General features: G+C 60.4%; 2 protein-coding genes. One reads left to right on the forward strand and one right to left on the reverse strand.

Going from position 1 to position 6,000, the window contains the following annotated elements; genetic code table 11:
* Positions 1-35: 35 nt before the first annotated feature.
* The gene (locus HYZ49_11615; protein ID MBI3242930.1) at positions 36-1,511 is read right to left on the reverse strand and encodes an aldehyde dehydrogenase family protein; all 1,476 of its coding nucleotides are present in this window, start codon (positions 1,509-1,511) and stop codon (positions 36-38) included.
* A 449-nt stretch (positions 1,512-1,960) separates the two neighbouring features.
* On the opposite strand from HYZ49_11615, the gene HYZ49_11620 reads away from it, so the two are divergent.
* Positions 1,961-6,000, forward strand: a 4,040-nt coding sequence (locus HYZ49_11620) for a DUF11 domain-containing protein (protein ID MBI3242931.1), incomplete at its 3' end; no start/stop codon positions are given.

Here is a 6,000-nt window from a genome sequence, read left to right on the forward strand (position 1 = left end):
GGCGGCGGCGGCCCCTGGTTATCAGTAATTGGGGGTTAGACCGCCTTGAGTTCTTTGAGAACGCGGCGGACGATGTCTTCGATTTCGGCTGCCGGCGTTTGAGCCGTCGCCGCGTTGGGCGGCGTTGTGGCCTCTTCGACCATCGCTTCGGGCGGCGGCGGGGTGATTTCGTAGGCCAGCCGCTTGACGTTGTACATGTGATGGACGGTGATGTTGTCGCCGGTGACGGCGCCGCCGATGCCGCCGGGGCCGAGGGTCATCGAGGGCATAACGCCGGTGGTGTAGCCGGTTGCGCCGAGCGTGCCGAAGGTGTTGACCACGATGCGGAAGACCGGCTTCTCCAGCCCGAACTGCATGATGACTTTATCGTCCTGAGCGTGAATGACAAGCGAGTGACCGCGCCCACCGAAGTTGATCAGTTCAATGCACCGCTCACAACCCGCCTCCCAGCCGTCGGCCTCGTACCAGCCCATCACCGTCGTCAGCTTCTCACCGGAGAGCGGCTCGTCGCGCCCGACCTTGTGGAGGCGGGCCACCAGAATTCGCGCCCAGTCGGGCACGCTGATGCCGGCCATTTGCGCGAGTTGTTGCGGGCTTTTGCCGACGGTTTTCGGGTCAATGAGATGGCCGGTCGGGAACAAGAGTCGGCCCAACGCTTTGGCCTGGGCCTCGTCCACAAAGTATGCGCCTTCAGCTTTCATCAGGTCGGCCAGTTCGGCGGCGATGGGCTTATCGGCTATCACCGCCTGCTCGGTGGCGCAAATCACGGAGTGGTCGAAGGCTTTGCTGGCGACGATGTAGCGGGCGGCGCGTTTGAGGTCGGCGGAGCGGTCAACGTAGCACGGCACGTTGCCCGGCCCAACGCCGTAAGCCGGTTTGCCCACCGAGTGCGCGGCCCGCACCATCTCACTGCCGCCCGTTGCCAGGATGAGGGCGGTGTACTTGTGCTTCATCAACTCTTGCGTGCCGGGCAGAGAGACTTTGCTCATGCACGAGACCAGCCCGGCAGGCGCGCCAGCCTGCACTGCCGCCTCGGCCATCAGCCGCGCCGTCTCCACACAGCATTTGACCGCCGCCGGGTGGGGGGCCACCACAATCGCGTTGCGGGCTTTGACGGCGATCAGGATTTTGAACATGGTAGTGCTGGTGGGGTTGGTGCTGGGAGTGAGGGCCGCCACCACGCCCATCGGCCAGGCGATGTCGTAAATCTTTTTCTTCTCGTCGTGCCGGATGACGCCGACGGTCTTGATGTCTTTGATCGCCTCCCACAGCAGTTTCGACGAGAGGTGATTCTTGAGCATCTTGTGAACGGGGACGCCGTAGCCGGTTTCTTCGGTGGCCATGCGGCCCAGCCGCTCGGAGGCGCGGTAGGCGGCCTCGGCCATCGCGGCGCAGACGCGATCTACTTCGGCCTGCCCGGCTTTCATCCATTGCAACTGGGCCTGGCGGGCGGCGTTGGCGAGAGTGCGCGCTTCTTGAATAGATTGGAGGTCGGAGTCAAAGTCGGGCATGAAGGGTTACCCTTTGGGTGAAGTGGGCGTAGTATACACGGGGAGGAAAAATTAGGCGAGGGCGGGACAGAGGCCTCAATGTTCGTTATCATGTACCGTGACATTGTCACTAACTCATAGGCAAATGTACTGAATCAGATTAGAAACCGTCGCCAACACTTGACTCGACAAAGAGTTCTGGTGTAGTGTGTCAGCGGTTGAGCCGTTCAGAAGTTTTCTTGCCATAACCTCCATTGAGAAGGCTAGCATGAAACTCTACTCACTCACTCACTCACACGCTTCACTCCCGGCGATTTAGTTTTAACACCCTCACGCTTCATCGCCAACTTCACGCCACCCAACAGAATACCTGAATGACTGCACATTCCGCTTGCTTAACAGCGGAATGTGCTTTTTGTCGTTAGCGCAACTCAAACGAACATGCCTTGCCACCCGCACAGGAGATACCCATGCGCCCCATGACCGTCTCGCATCGTCAAGTCAGGCAGTTTGCCGTTTTCGTTCATCGCCTTGTCTCCTTGCTCATTATTCTGGCCCTGATGTTGCAGTCCACTTCAGCGGCGGCGCAAACCGCTTTGCCCACTGACACTGCAACGCCTGATTCATCGGCGACAACTTTGCCAACCGATGTTGCGGCTACGGTGACGGCCCCAAGCGATATTCCTACCGAGACTCCGACCGAGACGCCGCCGGTCACGGACACGGCGACTGTTACCCCAACGCCAACCGACCCGCCTCCGGCGACTGCCACTCCCGCCCCGGCCCAGGCGGGCGAAGACACAGCTTCGCCCCTACAGTTCAATTTTACCGCCTCACCCGAACAAGCAACGCCGGGCAGTGACGTGACCTTCACCCTCGTCATCATGAATACCAGCGGCAAGACATTTACCGGCATCACCTTCACCGACACTTTGCCGAACGACCTGAACGAAAGCAAACTTGGCTTTGGGGAATTGACGTTCGACCCCCAGACGCGTTTGCTCACCTGGAGCGCCAAAGAACTTCTGCCGGGCGCGACGGCCACTTTGCAATACACGGTGACAGTGAGCGCCGAAGCCCAACCGCCGCTGTATCTCAGTGACACTGCTCTGCTCACCGCAACCGAGATAAGCGATCCCATGAAAGCGATTGCAACCTTACTCATCGAAGCGGCTGACCAGCCGTTGAGTGAGGTCGCGCCAATTGGCGGACAAGCTGAAGGTTTGGGCGGCAAAGTACAAATCGAACTGCCTCCGGGTGCAATCAAGACCGGCGGTCGCCATGCGATTCTGGTCAAAGATATGCAAGCCGCTTATCCCGGAAGCGAAGGGCAAATCTGGCAGGCGTTTGAGATCCAACTGCTGGCTGACCCGGCAGTTATAAGCGTGACCGAGTCCAACCTCGCGGCCACACCCGAGCCGGATTCGAATAAGGACGAGACGGATGAGCACATCGCCTTGCAGGAGGTGGAAGCAAAGTTTGAACAGCCTGTTGAATTGACGGTCTCTATGAATGGCCTGACCGACCTGGCCACGTTGGGCGCAGAGTATCAACCGTACCTGGTCACACTGGACGAAGCTTCAGGGGTGTGGGTGAACGTGCCCGTCCGCCTCAACCGCGAAGCCAACACGATTACAGCAGAAGTCACCCACTTCTCCACCTGGGGCGCGGGCATCGGGTCGTCATTCCCCACCAACGGGGCTAACGTCCTGCTCTTCGATTCAGCCAGGCCGGAGCTGTTCACTGGACGGTCACATTTTTCCATTCCCATCTGGACTCCGCCGGGCCGCAACGGCATGGCCCCTTCGCTCTCCTTGAGCTATTCCAGCGGCATGGCCGACGGCGTGCTGGGCGATATTCAAGCGCCGTGGACGGGCCTGGGCTGGAGCGTGGATGGGGTCGAAATCTCACGCAAGATCACGAATGGCGTCTGCGATCCGTGTGGAACGGGCAGTGGCACAGCCGGCTACGGCTACCGGGACGAATTCATTCTCACCTTCAACGGTATCGGCGGCGAACTCATCCCCGACCAGTTGACTCCCGGCCGCTATCACACCAAAGACGAAAGCTTTGTTTACGTGCAGAGGCACAATGACCAGCTTCCGCCCGCATCGCCATACAACGCCACCGGCGAGTGGTGGGAGGTGGTGGGGCGTGACGGCACGCGCTGGCGGCTGGGCTATAAAGATGGTCAGGACAGCACCGGAGGGGACAGCTCGGAGCAAGTGGCGGCCATGAAAGGGTATCCGGGGAATAACACCGGCGCGTGGTCGTCACTTGGGTACGCCGGCCATGCCACCGATGTGGTCGCCATGCGCTGGCGGGCCGACCTGGTGACCGATACGCACGGCAATACGATGACGTTCAGCTATGGCGAGGAATCCCGCACCGTGGCTGGAACCACGACCTTCTATGACCGGGCCAGCTATCTGACTGGTATCGCCTACACCGGCCACAACAGTGGCACGCCCGCGGCAGGTTACTCGGTGGAATTTGTGATCGAGAGCCGCCCAAACGATGTGCCGGCGACGGCGACTCTCAAGGAGTGGGACAACTGGGACACCTACCGGTTGGACAAAATTAACGTGAAGTACGGCGCGACGGTCGTGCGCACCTATGACTTGAGCTATGCCTTGCAAAGCTACGTGACGGTGTTGACTTCGGTAGTGGTGAGCAGTGCCCTCAACGGCGGGGCGACCGCGCCAACAGCGACGTTCACCTACACCAACTACAACAATAACAGCACCGGCGGCATCGGGTACTTTCCTTACCCGCGATTGAGCCAGATAAACAACGGCTGGGAAGGCACGGCGGCTTTCGTCTATGGCAACGACGGTCGAACCGGCGCCAGCACCTGGCTCAACTATCGGGTGACGACCCTGAACACGACCGACGGGGCGAGCGGCCAGACCATGCAGACCCTGTTCGCTTACAGCAGTCCTTGCTATAACGACAAACCTGTCAATGGCGGCGGCCTGGGCTGGTGCAACCCCGGTAACGTCGGCGACCTGGTCGGCTACGGACAAACCACGGTGACGACCAAGAACTTTTCCGGCGGGGCGACGCTGGATATTACCGTCCACAAGTTCAACACCGACGAGCAAAAAGCAGGACAGGAATACGAAGTTCAATATCAGGATGCGACTGGGACGATCCTGTCCCAGACCAATACTGAATATACCGTGCTGTCCAATGACCTGCCGGCCCAGACCTACTTCCCTTACGCCTCGGCCCGGGAGAGCAAGGTGCGGCAGAATGGGGCGCTGACCTTCGTCAACCGTTCCGAATACGAGTACGACCCGAACACCGGCAACCTGACCTCGCAGAAGGAGTACAACGCGCCCGGACCGACGAGCCTGTTCAACGACGAGTTTGTATTGCCGAACTTCAACAACTGGTCGTCGTCCGTCACCAACAACGGCACCCTGAGTGTGACCTCGGCGGCAAAGCTGACCGGCAATTATGGCATGCAGGCCGTCACCGATAACATCTACACCGAGGCCGGCGGGGCGGTGGTGATGGAGGCCGAAAAGTACACCAGCCTGACGGCAGGCACAGGCAGTGCGGCCGGGATCGCCTGGCAAGCCACCACCAGTTATGGCGGCTACCAGGGCACAGGCGCGATGCAGGCCCTGCCTAACACCGGCGTGAACACTGCGCTGGCAACCAACGGCCCGGCGTTGAATTACAAGATCAACTTCCAAACTACCGGAACCTATTACGTGTACGTGCGCGGGCTTTCACCCGGCGTTGACGACGACTCAATTCATATTGGTCTCGACGGTGTGGGGGTGACGACCAGCGCTGGTTTTGGCTTGAACGGATTCAACAATACCAGTTTCCGGTGGTTCTCGAAATACAATGGCTTGTCTACGACTGTGAATGTCACCACGCCCGGCACTCACACCTTGAATCTGTGGATGCGCGAGGATGGGATAGTGGCGGACCGCATTTGGGTGACGACGACGGCCAATGCCGTGGCCGAGGCCAGCACTATCCCCGGCCCGGCTGAGAGCGCCTCCAGCGGCGGGGCGACGCAATACGTGCAGAGCAACCACCCGGTCGGGCTGACCCAGTACAAGGCCCAGTTCTGGTTCGACCCCAACACCATCACCGGGGCAACCACTTCCATCACGATTCTCAGCGGGCGCGACTCGGACACGGGCGGAAACCAGGTAGTCGAAGTGTTTTTCAAGAACACGGGCGGGACGACCTACCAGGTCCGCACTCGTGTCCGCGATGACGCCGGAAACTGGGTGGACGGGGTCTACCAGACCATTTCCGACCAGGCCCACGCCATTGGCGTCTATTGGGCGGCGGCGACGAGCGCGGGCGCCAATGATGGCTACGTCAAGTTGAGCATTGACGGCTTCGTCAAAGACCAGGTAACCGGCGTGGACAACGACACCCGCCGGGTGGAGATGGCGCGCTGGGGCGTGGTGACCGCGCCCATCCTAGGCACACAGGGCACGCTCTACTTCGACAACTTCCAGTCGTGGGGCACGATCGC

It is taken from the genome of Chloroflexota bacterium, assembly GCA_016197225.1.
GTDB lineage: Bacteria > Chloroflexota > Anaerolineae > Anaerolineales > VGOW01 > VGOW01.

What these genes read in the sequence shown, in the direction of transcription:
- HYZ49_11615 (MBI3242930.1), bottom strand. Translation starts at nt 1,511, where the DNA reads ATGCCCGACTTTGACTCCGACCTCCAATCTATTCAAGAAGCGCGCACT.